The following is a 19,871-nucleotide window of genomic DNA, read 5'->3' as shown; positions in this document are numbered from 1 at the left end:
GGAGCGCTGCGACCCGCTGACTCTTGTGATGAGATCAGCGGTAATGAGTATCAAAGTTGCGCTGGAGCACCGCACCAGCTACTCCTTTGACCGGCTGGTCCGGGTGTATCCGCACATCGTGCGGCTGCGCCCGGCGCCGCACTCACGCACGCCCATCGAGGCCTACTCGCTGCGCATCGAGCCCGCCGACCACTTCATCAACTGGCAGCAGGACGCGGTGGGCAACTTCCTGGCCCGGCTGGTCTTTCCGAACCCGATGCGCCAGTTGACCATTACGGTCGGGCTCATCGCCGACCTCAAGGTGATCAACCCATTCGACTTCTTCGTCGAGGACTGGGCTGAGACCTGGCAGCCCACCGGGTTGACCTACCCCAAGGAGCTGGCCGACGACCTGGAACCGTACCTGCGGCCCGTCGACGAGAACGGCCCGGACTCTGGGCCCGGCGAGCTCGTGCGGGCATGGGTGCGCAACTTCACGGTGCCCGATAACACGCGCACCATCGACTTCCTGGTCGCGCTCAATCGCGCCATCAACGCCGACGTCGGCTACAGCGTGCGCATGGAGCCCGGCGTCCAGACTCCGGATTTCACCCTGCGCACCGGCGTCGGCTCGTGCCGGGATTCGGCGTGGCTGCTGGTGTCGATCCTGCGCCAGCTGGGGCTGGCCGCCCGGTTCGTGTCCGGGTACCTGGTGCAGCTGGCATCCGACGTCGAGGCGCTCGACGGGCCGTCCGGGCCCGCCGCCGACTTCACCGACCTGCACGCGTGGGCCGAGGCGTACATCCCCGGTGCGGGCTGGATCGGGCTGGACCCGACGTCGGGGCTGCTCGCCGGGGAGGGACACATCCCGCTGGCGGCCACGCCGCACCCGGGGACTGCGGCACCCATCAGCGGCGGCACCGATATCTGCAACACGGTGCTGGAATTCTCCAACACCGTCACCCGCGTCCACGAAGACCCGCGCGTCACGTTGCCCTACACCGATGCGGCGTGGGCGACGATCTGCGAGGTTGGGCGGCGTGTCGACGAGCGGCTGGCCGCCGGGGACGTCCGGCTGACGGTCGGCGGCGAGCCGACGTTTGTGTCGGTGGACAACCAGGTGGCCGAGGAGTGGCGCACGGCCGCCGACGGTCCACACAAGCGCCAGCGGGCGTCCGACCTAGCCGCCCGGTTGAAGGCCAAGTGGGCTCCGCACGGGCTGATCCAGCGCGGGCAGGGCAGGTGGTATCCGGGAGAGCCGTTGCCGCGCTGGCAGATTGCGCTGTACTGGCGCACCGACGGCCGCCCGCTGTGGAACGACGACACGCTGCTGGCCGACCCTTGGCGCACTGGACCCGCCGGTGCCCCCGTCGACAACACGGCGGCCCACCGGGTGCTCGCCGGGATCGCCGACGGCCTGGGGTTGCCGCGCTCGCAGGTGCGCCCGGCCTACGAGGACCCGCTGGCCCGGCTGGCGGCCGGCGTGCGTTTGCCTCATGGCGACCCGGTGGAATCGGCGAACGATCTCGTCGGCGAAACACCCGCCGGCCGCGCGGCGCTGCTGGCGCGCCTCGACGAATCCATCACGGACCCAGCAGCTTTCGTGCTGCCGCTGCACCGCCGCGACGACGGCAGCGGCTGGGCCAGCGCGGACTGGCGGCTGCGCCGCGGCCGGATCGTGTTGCTCGAGGGTGATTCACCGGCCGGTCTGCGACTGCCGCTGGATTCGATCAGCTGGCGACCGGCACGGGCATCGTTTCACGTCGACCCGGTGAGCGTGGGCTATACGCTGGCCGCGGGACCCGACGCGCTTGAGGCGGTGGACGCGGTGCTGGAGGACCCCGCGACCGCGCCGACGACCGCGCTGGTCGCCGAGGTTCGCGATGGGCTGCTGTACATGTTCATCCCGCCCACCGAGGCGCTCGAACACTTCGTCGACCTCATCGGCCGCGTCGAGGCTGCGGCCGCGCAGGCCGGCTGTCCGGTCGTGATCGAGGGCTACGGCCCGCCGGCCGACCCGCGGCTGAAGTCGACGACCATCACGCCCGACCCCGGCGTCATCGAGGTCAACATCGCACCCACCGCGAGTTTCGAAGAGCAGAAGCAACAACTGGAAACCCTCTATGCGCAGGCTCGGCTGGCCCGACTGTCGACGGAGTCGTTCGACGTCGACGGCACACACGGCGGCACCGGCGGGGGCAACCACATCACGCTCGGCGGCGTCACGCCCGCGGACTCGCCACTGCTGCGGCGCCCGGACCTGCTGGTGTCGCTGCTGACCTACTGGCAGCGGCACCCGTCGCTGTCCTATCTGTTCGCCGGGCGGTTCGTCGGCACCACGTCGCAGGCGCCGCGGGTCGACGAGGGCCGCGACGAGGCGCTCTACGAGCTGGAGATCGCGTTCGCCGAGATCGCCCGGCTGTCTGGATCTTCTGGGGAGGGCCGCCCCCGACCCTGGGTGACCGACCGCGCGCTGCGCCACCTGCTCACCGACATCACCGGCAACACCCATCGCGCCGAGTTCTGCATCGACAAGCTCTACAGCCCCGAAGGCCCGCGCGGCAGGCTCGGCCTGCTGGAGCTGCGCGCGTTCGAGATGCCGCCACACCTGCGCATGGCGATGGTGCAGTCGCTGCTGGTGCGTTCCCTGGTGGCGTGGTTCTGGGACGAGCCGCTGCGCGCACCGTTGATCCGGCACGGCGACAATTTGCACGGGCGATACCTGTTGCCGCACTTCCTAATTCATGACATCGCCGAGGTGGCCGCCGACCTGCGCGCGCACGGCATCGCCTTCGAGACCAGCTGGCTGGACCCGTTCACCGAATTCCGCTTTCCGCGCATCGGCACCGCGGTCTTCGACGGGGTGGAGATCGAGCTACGCGGAGCGATCGAGCCGTGGAACACCCTCGGCGAGGAGTCCACCGCCACCGGCACCGCCCGCTACGTCGACTCCTCGGTCGAGCGCCTCCAGGTTCGCATCATCGGCGCCGACCGCCACCGCTACGTGGTGACCTGCAACGGCCACCCGGTGCCGTTGTTGGCCACCGACAACCCCGACATCCACGTCGGCGGGGTGCGGTTCAAGGCCTGGCAGCCGCCCAGCGCGCTGCACCCGACGATCACCACCGACGGCCCGTTGCAGTTCGAGCTGATCGACCTCACCGCCGGAACGTCGCGCGGCGGCTGCACCTACCACGTCGCCCATCCCGGCGGGCGCGCCTACGACGAGCCACCCGTCAACGCCGTCGAGGCCGAGGCCCGCCGCGCCCGCCGCTTCGAGGCCACCGGCTTCACGCCGGGCAGGCTCGACCTGTCCGACATCCGGGAGAAGCAGGCCCGGATATTCACCGACATCGGCGCGCCGGGCATTCTCGACCTGCGACGCGTGCGTACCGTTCTGCAGTGATGGCACTCCTTACCAGCGGATCCTCGGCGGCCGGCACCGGCCGCTACGACGTCGACCGGCTGCTGGCCGGATACCGGGCCGCGCGCGCCCAGGAAGCGCTGTTCGACCTGCGTGACGGCCCGGGAATCGGCTACGACGAATTCGTCGACGAAGACGGTGACGTGCGGCCGGCCTGGAGCGAGCTGGCCGACGCGATCGCGGAGCGGGGCCGGGCCGGGCTGGACCGGTTGCGCTCGGTGGTGCACGGCCTGATCGACCACGACGGCATCACCTACACCGGGGTCGATGCCAGCCGGGACCCCTCCGCCGACGGGCATGGCGTGGAGCCCGGGCCCTGGATCCTGGACACGTTGCCGGTCGTGGTCTCCGCGGCCGATTGGGAGGTGCTGGAGGCCGGGCTGGTACAGCGCTCGCGCCTGCTCGATGCCGTACTCGCCGACCTGTACGGGCCCCGCAGCCTGCTGACGGAGGGCATCCTGCCGCCCGAGCTGCTGTTCGCCCATCGCGGCTATGTGCGGGCCGCCAACGGAGTCGAGGTGCCCGGGCATCACCAGCTGTTCATGCACGCCTGTGACGTCAGCCGGCTGTCGGACGGCGGCTTTCAGGTCAACGCCGACTGGACGCAGGCGCCCTCGGGCGCCGGCTACGCGCTGGCCGACCGGCGCGTTGTCGCGCACGCGATTCCCGACCTCTACGAGCGGATCGGGCCGCGCCCGACGACGCCGTTCGCCCAGGCGCTGCGGCTGGCACTGATCGACGCGGCACCCGACGTCGCCCAAGACCCGGTGGTGGTCGTGCTCAGCCCGGGCATCTACTCGGAGACCGCCTTCGATCAGGCGTATCTGGCGACGCTGCTGGGCTTCCCGCTGGTGGAAAGCGCGGATCTGGTGGTACGCGACGGCAAGCTGTGGATGCGCTCGCTGGGCACGCTGAAACGCGTCGACGTCGTCTTGCGCAGGGTCGACGCGGACTACGCGGACCCGCTGGACCTGCGCGCGGACTCCCGGCTCGGCGTCGTCGGTTTGGTGGAGGCACAACACCGCGGGACGGTGACCGTCGTCAACACGCTGGGCAGCGGCATCCTGGAAAGCGCTGGCCTGTTGCGATTCCTGCCCGAGCTGGCCGAGCGCCTGCTCGGCGAAGAACCGCTGCTGCGCACCGCGCCGGTGTACTGGGGCGGCATCGCCAGCGAACGGGCACACCTGCTAGCCAACCTCTCGTCGCTGTTGATCAAGCCCGCCATCGGCGGGGAAACCCTTGTCGGGCCGACACTTTCGTCCGCGCAGCTGGCCGAACTGGCCGCGCGCATCGAAACCATGCCCTGGCAGTGGGTCGGCCAGGAACTGCCGCAGTTCTCGTCCGCACCCACCGACCATGCCCCCTCCGATCAGGCCCCCGTGTTGTCGTCGGCCGGCGTCGGCATGCGGTTGTTCACCGTTGCCCAACGCGGCGGCTATGCGCCGATGATCGGCGGCCTCGGCTACGTGCTGGCGCCCGGACCCGCGGCATATACATTGAAAACCGTTGCGGCTAAGGATGTTTGGGTGCGTCCGACGGAACGTGCGCGGGCCGAGGCGGTGACGCTGCACGTTGTGGAGCCATCGGTTGCACCGCCGGTGAAGACGGGCGCGGGGACCTGGGGCGTCAGCTCGCCGCGTGTGCTGTCCGACCTGTTCTGGATGGGGCGCTATGGCGAGCGCGCGGAGAACATGGCGCGGCTGCTGATCGTCGCCCGCGAGCGCTACCACGTCTTCCGCCACTATCAGCACACCGAGGAAAGCGAGTGCGTGCCGGTGCTGATGGCCGCACTGGGCCGAATCACCGGGACCGACACCGGAACCGCCCATGACCACGGCGAGATGATCGCCGTCGCTCCCTCGATGCTGTGGGCAATGACCGTGGACCCGAATCGGCCGGGATCCCTGGTTCAATCGGTGGAGGGGCTGGCGCTGGCCGCCCGGGCGGTGCGCGACCAGTTGTCCAACGACACCTGGATGGTGCTGGCCGACGTGGAGCGCGCGGTCGCGCACAAGACCGACCCGCCGGAGTCGCTGGCGGAGGCCGACGCCCTGCTCGCGTCGGCCCAGGCGCAGACCTTGGCCGGGATGCTGACCCTGTCCGGGGTGGCCAGCGAGTCGATGGTGCAGGACGTCGGCTGGACGATGATGGACATCGGCAAACGCATCGAGCGCGGCCTCTGGCTCACCGTCTTGCTGCAGGCCACGCTCACCGACGTGCGCAGCGCCGCCGCCGAGCAATCCATCATCGAATCCACCCTGGTGGCGTGCGAGTCCTCGGTCATCTACCGGCGCCGCACCGCGGGCCAGGTCAGCATCGCGGCCGTGACCGAGCTGATGCTGTTCGACGCGCAGAACCCGCGGTCTTTGGCGTATCAGCTGGAACGGCTGCGGGCCGACCTGCGGGACCTGCCCGGCTCGTCGGGGTCGTCGCGTCCGGAGCGGATGGCGGACGAGATCAACACCCGCCTGCGCCGATCCTCCCCCGCCGAGCTGGAAGAGGTCGACGCCGACGGGCGCCGCGCGGAGTTGGCGGATCTGCTCGCGGCGATCCACACCGCGCTGCGTGACCTGGCCGATGTCCTCACCGCGACGCAGCTGGCGCTGCCCGGCGGCATGCAACCGCTGTGGGGCCCCGAGGAACGTCGGGTGATGCCGGCCTAGCCGGCTTACGGGGAACCGGCGCCGCCGGCGCCGCCGTCGCCGCCGAAACCACCGACCCGTCCCCAGGGGCCCATCCCCGCGGCGCCCGGATCGCCGTCGCCGCCGGGGTTGCCGCTAGAGCCGACGCCGCCGGTCCCGCCGGTGCCACCCGTGCCGCCTGTGCCACCGATGGAGCCATCGTGGTCGTCACTGCCGCCGAGGCCGCCGACCCCTCCTTCGCCGCCCTGGCCGCCGGCGCCACCCGTGCCGAGCGAGTTGAAACCTCCCGTGCCACCTTGGCCGCCTTGGCCGCCCTCGCCGCCGTCCCCGGGGTTGGTGGGGCTCATCCAGCCGTCGCCGCCGTTGCCGCCGACGCCGCCTTGACCACCCTCAGCGGCGGCGCGACCGGCGAATTTGGTGCTGCCGCCTTGGCCGCCGACGCCGCCGGTGCCGCCGGTGCCGCCTAGGCCGCCGCTACCACCGGTGCCGCCAGTGCCGATCGCGCCGCCGGCACCGCCGGTCCCGCCATTGCCACCGTAGCCACCCGGGGTGGCGACGTTGGTTCCGTCGTCGCTATGGCCGAGGCCGCCGGCGCCGCCGGTTCCGCCTTGGCCGCCGCGGCCACCGCTGCCGTTGGTGCCGCCGTCGGTGGCCGCGCCACCGTCGCCGCCGGCGCCGCCTTGTCCACCCGGGCCACCGGTGAAGCCGAAATCGAACGGGTTCTCAGCGTCGGCGCCGTTACCGCCTTGGCCACCTTGGCCGCCGGTGCCGCCGACTCCGCCGGTGCCGCCACGGCCCACCGCGCCGCCGTCGGTCCCGACGCCACCCACACCGGCGGCGCCGCCGGTGCCGCCCTGCCCGCCCGCCGCGCCGCCGCCCGGACTGGTGCTGGTGCCGGTGTTGGCGCCACCGGCCCCGCCGGTGCCGCCCTGACCGCCCACGCCCCCTTGGCCGCCGGCCCCGCCGCCGACCCCACCGATGCCGGCGCCACCGGCCCCGCCCTGGCCGCCGGCCCCACCCATGCCGCCCGGGGAACCCTGGGTGGGCGCGGTCGGGTCGTCGTGACCAACCAAGCCGGTGGCGCCCATCCCGCCGGTGCCGCCGGTCCCGCCCACCCCGCCGGCGCCGTTGGCGCCGGTGTGGCCGGCGGACCCGAACAATCCACCGGCGCCGCCGTCACCGCCGGCCCCGGCGCTGCCGCCGACTCCACCGGTACCACCCGCCCCAGCGGGTGCATCGATGTGCACGCCCGCGCCACCGGTTCCCCCGATCCCGCCAGCGCCGCCAACGCCGCCGACACCGCCAGCACCGCCAGCGCCAAACAGCCCACCGGCGCCTAACGGCCCCGCATGGGCTCCGCCGACGCCGCCGGCCCCGCCAGCCCCGCCGGCAAACCCCGTACCGCCGGCAATGCCCGTGCTGCCCGCGATGCCCGCGCCCCCGATGCCACCGTCGCCGCCAGCGCCCCCGGCCCCGCCAGACCAACCCACCAATGCCCTACTGACTCCGCCGGCACCGCCAGCCCCGCCAGCGCCGCCGGCCATGCCCGTCGCGCCGGCCCCGCCGGCCCCGCCGCGCCCGCCGGCCCCGCCATTGCCGCCCAGCAGCCCGCCGGCCCCGCCGGCCCCGCCGGCCCCGCCGGCCTGGCCCGCGGCACCCGCGCCGCCAGCACCACCGGCCCCGCCCGAGCCAAACAGGCCGGCGGACCCTCCGTGCCCGCCAACCCGACCGGTCGCGCCGGACCCACCGTTGCCGCCGTTGCCAATCAGGATGCCGCCGGGTCCGCCGGCCTGCCCCGTCCCCGGCGCCCCGTTGGCGCCGTTGCCGATCAGCGGGCGGCCCAACAACGCCAGGGTGGGCGCATTGATCGCGTTGAGCAGGTTCTGCTCGACGTTAACGGCCTCCGCGCTGGCGTACGCGTTCGCGCCGGCAGCCAACACCCGCACAAACTGGTCATGGAAAGCCACCGACTGCGCGCTGAGCGCCTGAAAGTCCCGCGCATAGCTGCCAAACAGCCGCGCGATCGCCGCCGACACTTCGTCGCTACCGGCGGCCAGTATCTCCGTCGTCGAGGCGGCCGCCGCCGAGTTAGCCGCCCTGATCGTCGACGCGATCCCGGTCAACTCGGCCGACGCTGCCGTCAACGCCTCGGGCGCAGCGATCACAAATGACGACACCTGCGGCTCCCATCACATCACTCGGGCCGGCCGCTGATCGGCGCGCCCCAACCGGCAAGGCCAGGCTATGTAATCCGAATATCGGCTTCTAGCAGAAGATTTCGAACGGAATCTTGCGCAATCCGCAACTACGCGCCGGGTGCCGCGGACCCGCTCGCGGCGGCGGCCACCTCGTCGACGACGGTGTGGATGAACCGCATCTTGTCCAACACGGCGACCGGCAGCACGAACGGGTAGAGGTCGTCGTGGCCCATCGAGCGGTTCACCATGTTCAGTGACCACGACAGCGGCAGCCACGTATCGATGATGGCGGGAAAAGCGCTGGGGCCCAACGCCGGCCGATCGAAGGTCGCCGACGCCGGTGCCAGGCCACACCAGGCGCAAGTGTCCAGGGCGTCGCGGATGTGTAAGTAGTGGGCGAACGTCTCGGCCCAGTCCTCGCTCGCGTGCATGGTCGCATACGACGACACGAATCGCTGCGGCCAATCCTCGGGCGGCCCGTCGCGGTAGTGCCGCTCCAGCGCGTCGGAGTAGTCGGCGAAGGGGTCGCCGAACAGCTCGTTGAACCTGGCCAGGTAGTCGCTGGACGGGGCGATCAGCCGGTAAAAGTAGTAGTGCCCGATCTCGTGGCGGAAATGCCCCAGCAGCGTCCGGTACGGCTCGTCCATCTCGACGCGCAACTGCTCGCGGTGGACGTCGTCGCCCTCGGCCAAATCCAGTGTGATGACACCGTTTTCGTGGCCGGTCAGCACGTCCTCATGCGCGCTGGACAGCAGGCGGAATCCCAGTCCGTAGCCCGGGTCCTGGTCGCGTCCGACGATCGGCAGCTTCAGCTCGTGCAGCTCGGCGACCAGGCGCCGCTTGGCCGCCTCGGCCCGGGCGAACGCCGCCAGGCCGGCGCTATCGGCATCGTTGGGCCGCTGCAGCGTCAACGCGCATGACGTGCACAGTCCGCCCGGCTGACCCACCGGGACCAGCCAGTTGCATTCGGCGAGATGAAGATTGGCGCATAGTTGAAAGTCGCCAGCGGCCACGGCGCCGGCGTGCTCGCCGCCACCGATCACCAGCAGGGCCATCTGGTCCAGGGAGAATCCCAGCGCGCTGCCGCAGGCCAGGCACGCCGAGTTCTCGAACGTCAGGCGCTGGCCACAGGTGGGGCAGTGGAAGTCACGCATGCAAGAAGTCGCCGTCAAGAGGGCCTGAGTAGGGCACGACGTCGACACCCACGTCGATCACGCTGTGCTCCGAGTTGGTGTAGATGATGCCGCGCAGCGGCGGCACGTCCGCGTAGTCGCGGCCACGCCCCACGGCGATGTACCGCTGGTCGACCAGCTGGTCATTGGTGGGATCAAGCCCCAGCCACTCGAACTGACCGGGCTCTTGCGGCGTCCACACCGTGGCCCAGGCGTGGGTGGCGTCGATGCCGATCATCCGATCCTTTCCGGGTGGCGGGTCGGTGGCCAGATAACCGGACACGTAGCAGGCCGCCAAACCGTTGGCTCGCAGGCAGGCGATGGCCAGCCGCGCAAAGTCTTGACATACCCCCTCCCGCGCCGCCAGAACCTCGTTGACCCCGGTGGAAATGGTCGTGGACCCCGAGCGGTAGGTGAAGTCGGTGTAGATCCGCGACGCGAGATCGCGCAGCACCTCGACCAACGGTCGCCCGGGCACGAAGCTGGGGGCCGCGTACTGACGCACTTCGTCGGTGATCTCAGGCGGGTTCAGGTCCAGGGTGAACTCGGTCGCCAATACTCCCTTCAGGCCGGCCGGGCGGGCCGCCTCCCACGGCTCCAAGGCCGGCCCGCTGGTGTAGAGCCCGGGGGCCGGCGGATCCACGTCGACGACGGAGTCGCTGGTGACCGTCAGGGTGCGATGCGGCGCGGTGACATGGAAATAGGAGCTGATGTTGCCGTAACTGTCGCGGCTGGTGGAAATGTCGGCGGGCGTCGGGTCGATCGTCAATCGGTGGGCGATACAACGCTGCCGCAGCGAGTCGCGGGGCGTGAGAAACCCGCGGCCGTAGGAGCTTGTCACGGTGTCGGAGTAGCGGTATTCGGTGCGGTGCGTGACGCGAAAGCGGTGAGTGGCCGGGGCATCGGGCACGTCGTCGAACGGCAACGACAACCTCCTGATGTCTATTGCGGTACCAAGCGCACCTTATCCGGCGCACAATCGACGCGTGGCCACGTGGGACGACGTCGCCCGCATCGTTGGTGAGCTGCCGCTGACCGTGGAGCGGTCACCGCACGACTGGCGGGTCGGCAAGAAAGTGATCGCATGGGAGCGGCCGCTGCGCAAATCCGACCGTGAAGCCCTGGCGGCGCGCGGGATGGAGCCGCCGACCGGCGACATCCTCGGCGTCCGGGTGTCCGATGAGGGCGTCAAATTCGCGCTGATCGCCGACGAGCCCGGGGTGTATTTCACCACGCCGCACTTCGAGGGCTACCCGGCGGTGCTGGTCAAACTGGCCGAGATTGACGTCATCGAGCTCGAGGAGCTGGTCACCGAGGCCTGGCTGACCCAGGCGCCGAAGAAGCTGGTCCAGGAGTTTCTCGCCGGGTCACCGTGACCGGCGAGCAGACGCACAAGACCCCAATTTCGGCACGAAATGGGGTGCTCCTGACCTATCCGTGGGTTGATGGGTTGGAAGTTTCTTCTTGCTCCCTTCCGCGATAGTTGCTCGTTGGCGCTGCCTGCGTGGGAGGTGTCCATGTGGAGCCCCCCGAGCGCAGCGAGGCGGAACGACATGGACACCGACGCGCGGGTGGCGCAGAATCGGCGACGTTGCGGAAGGGGCCCGCCAGGGGTGCCCTGGTGGGGTGTTAGCCGCGGCCGGGCAGTGTGGGGCGGTGGCCGCCGAGGGCGAGCATGGCCAGCGCGATCAGTGCGGCGGGGTTGTGAAACCCGAACGCGACGCGGGTCAGGACCCGGATTTTGGTGTTGGTGGATTCGATCAGTCCCTGGGACAGGCCGTGGTCGAGGGCGGCGTCGATGGCCTGGCGGTGGCGCACGATGCGGCCGGCCAGCTCGACGAATACCGGGATGCGGCAGCGCCGCGCCCAGGAGATCCACCGGTCCAGGGCCTGTTTGCCTTCCTCGCCCTTGACCGAAAACACGTGCCGTAGGCCCTCTTTGAGCAGATAGGCACGGTATAGCCGGGGATCGGTCTTGGCGATCCAGGCCAGTTTGGCGGTTTGACGTTCGCTGAGGTCTTCGGGGTTTTTCCACAGCGCATAGCGGGCACCCTTGAGCCGCCGTGCCCGCTCATGACCCGGCCGCGGCGCGGTGTTCTTGGCGGGCCGGCCACGGCCCCATTTGGCCTCGGTACGCGCCAGCGTCCGCGCGTCATTCCAGGCCCGGCGCCGCTCGGCGTCCAGGGCCTCGGTGGCCCAGGCCACCACGTGAAACGGATCGGCGCAACGGATCGCGGCCGGGCAACGCTCGGCGACGACGTCGGCGATCCAGTCCGCCGCATCGGCGGACACATGGGTGATCTGCGCGGCCCGGTCGGCACCCAGCGCGTCGAAGAAGCGCCGCAGGGTGGCGGTGTCGCGTCGGGCGCGGCCCAGATCAGGTGGCCGCTGTCGTGGTCGACCACCACCGTCAAATACTTGTGGTGGCGTTTGTAGGCAATCTCGTCAATGCCGATACGACGCAGATTGGCGAACCGATCGACGGTCTTTTCGGTGTCGGCCCACACCCGGGCCACGACTGCCCCCACGGTGCGCCAGGCGATTCGCATCAGTTCGCACACCGCGGTTTTCGAGCAGGCCACCGCCAGCCAGGCCACCGTGTCATCAAAGGCAAACGTGTCCAGCATGGTGACGCGCCCACGGCACCATCACCACGGTCGGCCCATGGGCGGGGCAATTCACCCGCGGCGCCTCGGCCTCCAAAAACACCCGGATCGTGCCCAAGTCCAAGCCCCGCCACCGCCGCGGTCCCTCACCCCGGTCATACCAGGGCGCCTTGCGTTGACAGCGGCCACAGCGGCCCGACATACCGCTGCGCGAGCGCACCCGCGCCACCACCAACTCCGCGCCATCGCCGTCTTCAGCGAACTCGATGTCCTCGATTACCGTGCGGCGGTCGACACCAAGCAGCGCACGCCATAGCCTCACATTGCGCACGTCGTTGCTGGCTCCTTTGGTTTCGGACCCTTCACAAGCCAGAAACCTTAAGCCACAACGGCGTGCGCCCCTACTTCGCTGCTATCCACCCACGGAACTGTCAGAAGAGCCCGAAATTGGGGCTTTTACGTCTGCTCGCGAGCCTTGGCGTCTATTCCGGACTCCTTGCGCTGCTGGGCGGTGATCGGCGCGGGCGCATCGGTCAGCGGGTCGACGCCGCCGCCGGTCTTGGGGAACGCGATCACCTCGCGGATCGAGTCCATCCCGGCCAGCAGCGCGACGGCCCGGTCCCATCCGAACGCGATCCCGCCGTGCGGAGGCGCGCCAAACATGAACGCCTCCAACAGAAATCCGAACTTCTCCTCCGCCTCGGCCTGGTCCAGACCCATCACCGCGAACACCCGCTCCTGGATGTCGCGGCGGTGGATACGCACCGACCCGCCGCCGATCTCGTGGCCGTTGCAGACGATGTCGTACGCGTCGGCCAGCACGCTGCCGGGATCGGATTCGATGCGGTCCGCCCACTCTGGCTTCGGCGCGGTGAACGCGTGGTGCACCGCGGTCCACGCCCCCGACCCGACCGCGACGTCACCGGCGGCCGTCGCCTCCTCGGCCGGCTCGAACAGCGGCGGGTCCACCACCCAGACGAACGACCACGCATCCGGGTCGATCATGTCAAGCCGACGGGCGATCTCGATGCGGGCCGCGCCCAGCAACGCCCGCGAGGACTTCGGCGGACCCGCCGAGAAGAAGATGCAGTCCCCGGGCTGGGCCCCGACATGCGCGGCCAGGCCGGCGCGTTCGCCGTCGGTGAGGTTCTTGGCCACGGGGCCACCCAGAGTGCCGTCGTCATCCACCAGGACGTAGGCCAGTCCCCGGTGCCCGCGCTGTTTGGCCCACTCCTGCCAGCCGTCCAGCGTGCGCCGCGGCTGCGACGCCCCGCCGGGCATCACCACCGCGCCGACATACGGCGCCTGGAACACACGAAATGTGGTGTCCTTGAAGAACTCCGCGCATTCGACGAGCTCGAGGCCGAACCGCATGTCGGGCTTGTCGGTCCCGAATCGGCGCATGGCTTCGGCGTAGCCGATCCGCGGGATCGGCGTCGGGATCTCATAGCCGATCAGCGCCCACAGCTCGGTCAGGATCTCTTCGGAAATCGCGATGATGTCCTCGGCGTCGACGAAGCTCATCTCGATGTCGAGCTGGGTGAATTCGGGCTGGCGGTCGGCGCGGAAATCCTCGTCGCGGTAGCACCGGGCGATCTGGTAGTAGCGCTCCATCCCGGCCACCATGAGCAGCTGCTTGAACAGCTGCGGGCTCTGCGGCAGCGCGTAGAACGAACCGGGGTGCAGCCGGGCCGGCACCAGAAAGTCGCGCGCGCCTTCCGGCGTCGAGCGGGTGATCGTCGGCGTCTCGATCTCGACGAAGTTGTGGCGCTCCAGCACCGCCCGTGCGGCGGCATTTACCCTGGAACGCAAGCGAATTGCCGACGCGGGGCCGTCGCGGCGCAGGTCGAGGTAGCGGTACTTCAACCGCAATTCCTCCCCCGCGGGCTCGTCCAGCTGGAACGGCAGCGGCGCACACTCACCGAGCACGGTCAGCGACGCGGCGTTGACCTCGATGTCGCCGGTGGCGATCTCGGGGTTGGCGTTGCCCTCGGGACGGATCTCGACGACGCCGGCCACCGCGACACAAAACTCGGCGCGCAGCCGGTGCGCCTGCGCCAGCACGCCGGGCTCCCGAAATACGACCTGCGACACGCCGGAGGCGTCCCGCAGGTCGATGAAGATGACGCCACCGTGGTCTCGGCGGCGGGCCACCCAGCCGGCCAACGTCACCCGCTGCCCGGCGTCGCCCTTCCGTAGCGAACCCGCGGCGTGGCTGCGCAGCACAAACACTCCCCATCTACCCGGTTTGGACGACTGCTCAGTGTAGAGGGGCCCGCCGGCGGCATCCGCCATGCAGGGTAGTTTCGGGTTATCTCAACCACGATTGCGCTAGTCGGTCCCGGTGCCGTCGGAACGACGGTCGCCGCGCTTTTGCACAAGGCGGGGCATTCGGTACTGCTGTGCGGGCGCACCCGTCGCGACAGCATCGAACTGCGGCCCGACGGCGAGGATCCCATCGTGGTACCCGGCCCGGTGCACACCGATCCCGACGAGGTCAATGGCCCGGTCGACGCGCTGATCCTGGCGGTCAAGGCCACCCAGAACGACGATGCCCACGGCTGGCTGACCCGCCTGTGCGGCGATCACACCGTCGTCGCCGTCCTGCAAAACGGTGTGGAGCAGGTCGAGCAGGTGCTGCCGCACTGCCCGTCCTCACCGGTGGTCCCCGGCTTGGTGTGGTATTCGGCCGAGACCCAGCCCGAGGGGTGGGTGCGCCTGCGCGGGGAGCCCGCGCTGGTGCTGCCCGGCGGACCGGCGGCGGCCACGATCGCCGAACTGCTGGGCGGCGCCGGCTGCCGGGTGACCTGCGACCCTGACTTCATCACCGCGGCCTGGCGCAAGCTGCTCGTCAACGCGCTGGCCGGGTTCATGGTGCTGGCCGGGCGGCGGTCCGGGATGTTCCGGCGCGACGACGTCGCCGCGCTATCCCGGCGGTATCTCGCCGAATGCCTGGCGGTGGCGCGCGCCGAAGGTGCCCGGCTCGGCGACGACGCGGTCGAGGAGATGGTTGCCGGTTTCCGTTCGGTCCCGGAAGACATGGGGACCTCGATGCTGGCCGACCGGGAAAGCCACCGGCGGCTGGAATGGGACCTGCGCAACGGCGTGATCGTCCGCAAGGCCCGCACCCACGGGTTGGCCACTCCGATCAGCGATGTGGTGGTGCCGCTGCTGGCGGCCGCCAGCGACGGTCCCGGCTAGGGGCGGCGCTGCCCGGCTACTGTCTAGGGTCATGTTCCCCTGCGAGCGCGTCGACCTCAGCTTCGTCGAAACCGCGCCATACCGCTTCCGCAACGCCGTCGAGCTCGCGATCACGCCGGAGCAGCTGTTCGAGGTGCTCTCCGATGCCGAGGCCTGGCCACGCTGGGCCAAGGTGATCACCAAGGTGACCTGGACCAGTCCGGAGCCGCACGGTGTGGGCACGACCCGCACCGTCGACATGCGCGGGGGCATCGTCGGCAACGAAGAGTTCCTCGCCTGGGAACCCTTCACCCGCATGGCATTCCGGTTCAATGAATGCTCGACTCAAGCCGTCGCCGCCTTCGCCGAAGACTACCGTGTCGAGGTCATCCCCGGTGGTTGCCGGCTGACCTGGACCATGGCGCAGAAGGCCGCCGGCCCGCCGCGGCTGGTGATGTTCCTGGTTCGGCCGCTGTTGAACCTGGCCTTGCGGCGGTTTCTGACGAACCTGCGCCGCTACACCGACGCCCGGTTCACGGCGCCACAACAGCGTTAGGCTGGGCCATGACCTTCAACGAAGGTATGCGGATCGACACCAGCACCACCTCGACGTCCGGTGGTGGGGGTGGGCGGATCGCCATCGGCGGCGGTATCGGTGGCCTGCTGATCGTGGTGGTGGCGATGCTCCTCGGCGTCGATCCCGGCGGCGTCTTGAGCCAGCAGCAGGTGAGCACCCGCGACGACATAGCCCCCGGTTTCGATCTGAACAAGTGCAAGACCGGGGCCGACGCCAACAGGTACGTGCAGTGCCGCGTGGTGGCCACCGGCAACTCCCTGGACGCGGTGTGGAAGCAGCTGATGCCGAGCTACACCCGGCCGCATATGCGGCTGTTCAGCGGCCAGGTGAACACCGCCTGCGGGCCCGCCACCAGCGCGGTCGGTCCGTTCTATTGCCCGGTGGACAAGACGGCCTACTTCGACACCGACTTCTTCCAGGTGTTGGTGGACCAATTCGGTTCCAGCGGTGGACCATTCGCGCAGGAGTACGTGGTGGCTCATGAATACGGCCATCACGTGCAGAACCTGCAGGGCCTGCTCGGACGCGCGCAGCAGGGCGCGCAGGGTGCGGCGGGCAATGGGGTGCGCACCGAATTGCAGGCCGACTGCTACGCCGGGGTGTGGGCACATTACGCGTCGACCGTCAGGCAGGAAAGCACCGGTGCTCCGTTCCTGGAGCCGTTGAGCGACAAGGACATTCAAGACGCGCTGTCGGCCGCCGCGTCGGTGGGCGACGACCGCATCCAACGGGAGTCGACCGGACGCATCAATCCCGAGTCGTGGACCCATGGCTCGTCGGCGCAACGGCAGAAATGGTTCACCGTGGGCTATCAAACCGGCGACCCGAACCAGTGCGATACCTTCGCCGCCGCAGACCTTGGGTGACCGACTCAATCCGTGTCCCCGATTGGAGGACACCCGTTCCAGACGCCGAGCCGTATCGCCGGCCCGTCGGCGACGCCGAGGTCGAACTCGTCGCGGCGCTGCCGAGCGGTTCGCCGTGCTGCTGTGTAGCGGCCTGATCTACCATCCGGGAACGGAATTTCGCTGGCGCCCGGAAGCTCCCCGCCGTCTCTGACTGCGCGCGTGACGCGTTACCAGGGCCGCGTCGAGCACGTGACGCCGCTGCCACCTTGTTGTGACACCACCACCTGCCCGTCGACGGCGATCTCGCAGTGGAATTCCGGATTGACCCGCAGGCCGCCGCTCGCGGTGACGATCGCCCACTGGTTCGGGTTGGCCAGCGTGGTCGTGTAGACCAGCGGCTCGCCGCCCGTGATCGGGGTGTGCACGGTGATCATGTACTTCGACGAGTCGGCGTTGAAAACGGCCTGGCTCGGTGGATCGGTGTTCATGTACTGGATGTTGGCCGTTAGGTCGCTGGTGGTAGTCACCGTGTAGGTCACCTGATGGCCGGCCGGGTCAGCGTGTGAGATCGCGGGTGCGGTCGCGTATACCGCCGCCGCAATGACTGCCACCCCTGACACTGAGACCGCGCTCGCTACCGTTCGCACGTTCGTCATGTCGAAAACGCTACCGCATTCATTGCCGCGGTATTTGACGCAAAACTCCTTACGATACATGTGTGCCCACAGCTTTCGTGTTGTCCGGCGGCGCCAGCCTTGGCGCCATTCACGTGGGGATGCTGCTCGCCCTGGCCGATGAGGGGATAACACCGGACCTGATCGTCGGCACGTCCGTGGGCGCGGTCAACGGCGGGTGGATCGCGTCGCGTCCCGATGCCGCCGGAATCCGCGGGCTGGCCGACCTGTGGCTGTCCCTGTCCCGGAAAGACATATTTCCCGCCCACCCGATCGCGGGCCTCATGGGCATGCTGGGCCGTCGCACACACCTCGTGCCCAACACGGGTTTGCGGCGGCTGCTGGCCGACAAGCTGGAATTCGCCCGACTCGAGGACGCGCCGATCCCACTGCATGTGGTGGCCACCGACGTGATCTCGGGCACCGATGTTCTGCTGTCGTCAGGAAACGCGGTCGACGCGATCGCGGCCAGCGCCGCCATCCCCGGCATCTTCCCCCCGGTGAACATCGCCGGGCGTGATCTCGTGGACGGGGGCGTCGTGAACAACACCCCGGTGTCGCATGCCGTGGCGCTGGGCGCCGACCGAGTCTGGGTACTGCCGACCGGCTACTCGTGCGACCTGCCCGCCTCACCCAAGACCGCGGCGAACATGGCATTGCACGCCATGACTGTCGCCGTCAACCATCGCCTGGCCGTCGACGTCGAGCGCTTCGAGAAAGCCGTTGACCTGCGCGTTATCCGGCCGCTGTGTCCGGTCGCCATCTCCGGGGCCGACTTCTCGCACGCGGCGACGCTCATCGAGCGCTCGCACGCCGCCACCCGCGAGTGGCTGTCGGAAAGGCCGCCAGCCACCGGGCAGGCTGCATTGCTCGAACCACACCGCCACTAGCCGGCACAGGCGGCGTGTTTACCGGTAGGTTGCCGGGCTCCGGTATCAAGCATGCATGAGCGACGTCAGCCCGGGCATCAGCCGCCGCAGGTTGCTGACGACGGGCGCGACGGGGCTCGTCGGGGCGGGTGTCGGAGTGGGCGGGGCTGGCGGCCGAAATCAGAAGGTACCGCGATGCCAAGTCCCACGCCGCGGTTCGGGTCAACCACGCTCGCCTGACCGACCTGACCCCCGACACCGAGTACGTGTACACCGCAGTGCGCGACGGCGCCAACCGGAGCTGGGGACGGTACGACGGCCGAAAGCCATTGCGCTTCACTAGTTTCGGCGATAACCAGGCTGGACGGCGGGTGTCGGCGCATTCGATCCGGCGATCGGGCGCAAGCCGCCGATATGTGTGACGGAGGACGCGCCATGGTCGGCGTTTCGCGACCGCGAGGACCCTTACGGCTTCGCGGCTTTCGATGTCGATCCGGGCGGGCGGCAATACGTCGATCGCGGCGACGTATTACGCGGTGACCGGACCGTACGGGCAGTTACGGCGATCGACCAGTTGACCCTGACCAAGCCGCGCCCCTAGCTCCGTGAGCGAGCGCGCGCAAATGCACGCGTTTCCGGCGTGTTGCCGTGCAAGCATGCGCGCTCGCGGTTAGAAAAGGGTCGCCTGGACGGGTCCCGACACCAGCGCCTCCGCGGCGGCGTGCTGTACCGCACTGTGCGTACCCGTCAGCCGGTACTTTGCGATCAGCGGCGCCGCCCGTTGCCGCAGCATCTCGCGGTAGCTGGGAGGCAGATATGCTCCGCGCCGGTACAACTCGCGGTACTTGCCGACGAGTTCGGGATGCGCGCCAGCCAGCCAGGCCATGAACCAGCCGCGCGTCGAGCCGCGCAGGTGCAGGCCGAAAACCGTCACGCCGGTGGCGCCCGCGGCGGCGATCTGGCCGAGCAGCCCGTCGAGGTGTTCGACGGAGTCGGTGAGGTATGGCAGGACCGGCGCGACCATCGCATGACAGTCCAGACCGGCGTCGCGGATCGCGGAGATGAGCCCCAGCCGCGCCTGCGGTGTAGGCGTGCCGGGTTCGACGTCCCGGTGCAGGTGCGGGTCAGCCACCGCCAGCGACACCGCCACCGATGCCGGAACCCGTTGGGCCGCATCGGCGATGAGTGGCAGGTCACGGCGCAGCAGTGTGCCCTTGGTCAGGATGGAGAATGGCGTACCGGATCCGGCGAGCGCGCCGATGATGCCCGGCATCAGTGCGTAGCGGCCCTCGGCGCGCTGGTACGGGTCGGTGTTGGTGCCCAGGGCCACGGTCTCGCGCTGCCACGACGGACGCCGCAGCTCGCGGTGCAGGACTTCGGCGACGTTGGTCTTGACCACGACCTGAGTGTCGAAGTCGTTGCCTGGATTGAAGTCCAGGTATTCGTGGGTCGGGCGGGCGAAACAATAGCGACAACCGTGCGAGCAGCCGCGGTAGCCGTTGACCGTGTAGCGAAATGGCAGCACGGCCGCGTCGGGCACCTTGTTCAACGCGGACTTGCACAGCACCTCGTGGAAGGTGATGCCCGCGAAATGCGGCACGCGCACGCTTCGGACGAAGCCGATCCGCTGCAATCCGGGTAGGGCGCCGTCATCGACGGGCACCCCGTTGACCGCCACGCCCTGGCTTGCCCAGCGCATCCT

General features: G+C 69.7%; 13 protein-coding genes and 2 pseudogenes. 8 read left to right on the top strand and 7 right to left on the bottom strand.

Annotated elements, in window-relative coordinates; all coding sequences use genetic code 11:
• Window positions 1-43 precede the first annotated feature (43 nt).
• Both G6N24_RS05805 and G6N24_RS05800 read left to right on the top strand, forming a co-directional pair.
• Window positions 44-3,385: a transglutaminase family protein gene (locus G6N24_RS05805; RefSeq protein ID WP_085159635.1), complete on the top strand. Its 3,342-nt coding sequence runs from the start codon at window positions 44-46 to the stop codon at window positions 3,383-3,385.
• Window positions 3,385-6,066 (top strand): circularly permuted type 2 ATP-grasp protein, encoded by a 2,682-nt coding sequence (locus tag G6N24_RS05800; protein WP_085159637.1) that lies wholly within the window; start codon window positions 3,385-3,387, stop codon window positions 6,064-6,066. The genes G6N24_RS05805 and G6N24_RS05800 overlap by 1 nt, the downstream gene beginning before the upstream one ends.
• A gap of 5 nt (window positions 6,067-6,071) precedes the next feature.
• Here the strand turns inward: G6N24_RS05800 and G6N24_RS05795 are convergent, their stop codons facing one another.
• The 3 genes from G6N24_RS05795 to G6N24_RS05785 all read right to left on the bottom strand — a co-directional run bounded on the left by G6N24_RS05795 (window position 6,072) and on the right by G6N24_RS05785 (window position 10,361).
• Window positions 6,072-8,222, bottom strand: coding sequence for a PE family protein (locus G6N24_RS05795; RefSeq protein WP_163745423.1), 2,151 nt, complete (start codon window positions 8,220-8,222; stop codon window positions 6,072-6,074).
• A gap of 128 nt (window positions 8,223-8,350) precedes the next feature.
• Window positions 8,351-9,397 carry a zinc-binding metallopeptidase family protein gene (locus G6N24_RS05790; RefSeq protein WP_085159336.1) on the bottom strand — a complete coding sequence of 349 codons (1,047 nt, stop codon included), beginning with the start codon at window positions 9,395-9,397 and terminating at the stop codon, window positions 8,351-8,353.
• Window positions 9,390-10,361: a transglutaminase family protein gene (locus G6N24_RS05785; protein ID WP_372514502.1), complete on the bottom strand. Its 972-nt coding sequence runs from the start codon at window positions 10,359-10,361 to the stop codon at window positions 9,390-9,392. Before G6N24_RS05785 ends, G6N24_RS05790 begins: the two co-directional genes overlap by 8 nt.
• A gap of 40 nt (window positions 10,362-10,401) precedes the next feature.
• On the opposite strand from G6N24_RS05785, the gene G6N24_RS05780 reads away from it, so the two are divergent.
• Window positions 10,402-10,791, top strand: a complete 390-nt coding sequence (locus tag G6N24_RS05780; RefSeq protein ID WP_085159340.1) for an MmcQ/YjbR family DNA-binding protein — start codon at window positions 10,402-10,404, stop codon at window positions 10,789-10,791.
• A 253-nt stretch (window positions 10,792-11,044) separates the two neighbouring features.
• On the opposite strand, the pseudogene G6N24_RS05775 reads toward G6N24_RS05780, so the two are convergent.
• Together G6N24_RS05775 and aspS are read right to left on the bottom strand one after the other, a co-directional pair.
• Window positions 11,045-12,352 (bottom strand): annotated as a pseudogene (locus G6N24_RS05775) (ISL3 family transposase).
• Between the two features lie 125 nt (window positions 12,353-12,477).
• Window positions 12,478-14,253 (bottom strand): aspartate--tRNA ligase, encoded by a 1,776-nt coding sequence (gene aspS / locus G6N24_RS05770; RefSeq protein ID WP_139822244.1) that lies wholly within the window; start codon window positions 14,251-14,253, stop codon window positions 12,478-12,480.
• Window positions 14,254-14,334: 81 nt separating this feature from the next.
• Between aspS and G6N24_RS05765 the strand changes: the two genes are divergently transcribed.
• From G6N24_RS05765 to ypfJ, 3 genes are read left to right on the top strand one after another with little or no spacing between them, the layout of a single operon-like run.
• Window positions 14,335-15,222, top strand: a complete 888-nt coding sequence (locus G6N24_RS05765; RefSeq protein WP_179963492.1) for an oxidoreductase — start codon at window positions 14,335-14,337, stop codon at window positions 15,220-15,222.
• Window positions 15,223-15,253: 31 nt separating this feature from the next.
• Window positions 15,254-15,757 (top strand): SRPBCC family protein, encoded by a 504-nt coding sequence (locus tag G6N24_RS05760; RefSeq protein WP_085158085.1) that lies wholly within the window; start codon window positions 15,254-15,256, stop codon window positions 15,755-15,757.
• Window positions 15,758-15,765: 8 nt separating this feature from the next.
• Entirely contained in the window at window positions 15,766-16,644 is an 879-nt protein-coding gene (ypfJ, locus tag G6N24_RS05755) for a KPN_02809 family neutral zinc metallopeptidase (RefSeq protein ID WP_085158083.1), read from the top strand.
• 209 nt (window positions 16,645-16,853) lie between these two features.
• Here the strand turns inward: ypfJ and G6N24_RS05750 are convergent, their stop codons facing one another.
• Window positions 16,854-17,342 (bottom strand): hypothetical protein, encoded by a 489-nt coding sequence (locus G6N24_RS05750; protein WP_179963470.1) that lies wholly within the window; start codon window positions 17,340-17,342, stop codon window positions 16,854-16,856.
• 2 nt (window positions 17,343-17,344) lie between these two features.
• Between G6N24_RS05750 and G6N24_RS05745 the strand changes: the two genes are divergently transcribed.
• Both G6N24_RS05745 and G6N24_RS05740 read left to right on the top strand, forming a co-directional pair.
• Window positions 17,345-18,190 (top strand): patatin-like phospholipase family protein, encoded by an 846-nt coding sequence (locus G6N24_RS05745; RefSeq protein WP_085158081.1) that lies wholly within the window; start codon window positions 17,345-17,347, stop codon window positions 18,188-18,190.
• Between the two features lie 349 nt (window positions 18,191-18,539).
• Window positions 18,540-18,770: pseudogene (locus G6N24_RS05740) on the top strand (hypothetical protein); the annotation flags it as partial.
• 69 nt (window positions 18,771-18,839) lie between these two features.
• Here the strand turns inward: G6N24_RS05740 and G6N24_RS05735 are convergent.
• The gene (locus G6N24_RS05735) at window positions 18,840-19,868 is read right to left on the bottom strand and encodes an Rv2578c family radical SAM protein (RefSeq protein ID WP_085158077.1); all 1,029 of its coding nucleotides are present in this window, start codon (window positions 19,866-19,868) and stop codon (window positions 18,840-18,842) included.
• Window positions 19,869-19,871 lie beyond the last annotated feature (3 nt).

The sequence above is a fragment of the Mycobacterium lacus genome (assembly GCF_010731535.1).
In the GTDB taxonomy this organism is placed as follows: Bacteria; Actinomycetota; Actinomycetes; order Mycobacteriales; family Mycobacteriaceae; genus Mycobacterium; species Mycobacterium lacus.
The sequence above is the reverse complement of the archived record's forward strand: the minus strand, read 5'-3'. Positions and strand labels throughout refer to the sequence as shown.

Coding starts and splice junctions, on each gene's coding strand:
- G6N24_RS05805 (WP_085159635.1), top strand. CDS start 44: ATGAGTATCAAAGTTGCGCTGGAGCACCGCACCAGCTACTCCTTTGAC.
- G6N24_RS05735 (WP_085158077.1), bottom strand. CDS start 19,868: ATGCGCTGGGCAAGCCAGGGCGTGGCGGTCAACGGGGTGCCCGTCGAT.
- G6N24_RS05760 (WP_085158085.1), top strand. CDS start 15,254: ATGTTCCCCTGCGAGCGCGTCGACCTCAGCTTCGTCGAAACCGCGCCA.
- G6N24_RS05790 (WP_085159336.1), bottom strand. CDS start 9,397: ATGCGTGACTTCCACTGCCCCACCTGTGGCCAGCGCCTGACGTTCGAG.
- ypfJ (WP_085158083.1), top strand. CDS start 15,766: ATGACCTTCAACGAAGGTATGCGGATCGACACCAGCACCACCTCGACG.
- G6N24_RS05800 (WP_085159637.1), top strand. CDS start 3,385: ATGGCACTCCTTACCAGCGGATCCTCGGCGGCCGGCACCGGCCGCTAC.
- G6N24_RS05750 (WP_179963470.1), bottom strand. CDS start 17,342: ATGTATCGTAAGGAGTTTTGCGTCAAATACCGCGGCAATGAATGCGGT.